Source organism: Idiomarina sp. Sol25 (genome assembly GCF_033052775.1).
Lineage (GTDB): Bacteria > Pseudomonadota > Gammaproteobacteria > Enterobacterales > Alteromonadaceae > Idiomarina.
Genome location: NZ_JAUPEW010000086.1, coordinates 1 through 292 on the forward strand (window position 1 = coordinate 1; position 292 = coordinate 292).

General features: G+C 31.5%; 1 pseudogene. It reads right to left on the reverse strand.

What is annotated here, in order from left to right:
* Positions 1-26: 26 nt before the first annotated feature.
* Positions 27-292 (reverse strand): annotated as a pseudogene (locus Q5L94_RS13590) (hypothetical protein); the annotation flags it as partial.

Here is a 292-nt window from a genome sequence, read left to right on the forward strand (position 1 = left end):
ATTTTTGTGATGGCACAATTCTTAATTTACTCATTGGTAATATCCTCTAAAAGCTCTCTAAATGAAGCATAGGTTTTTTTGTGTGGATTTTTTTTCAGTTCTTCAACTTCTTTAATGGCAGAAATTGTATCTGCATTTGGCGTTTCATAGTTAATGACATTGAGCATATAACGGATAAGGTTGCCCTTTACATTTTCACCACCATTTACAACAATACTTTTATAAGCGTTGTAAATATCACGGTCAACGGTAAATGAACAAGTAATCTTATTGGTACTCATAATTTTATCAC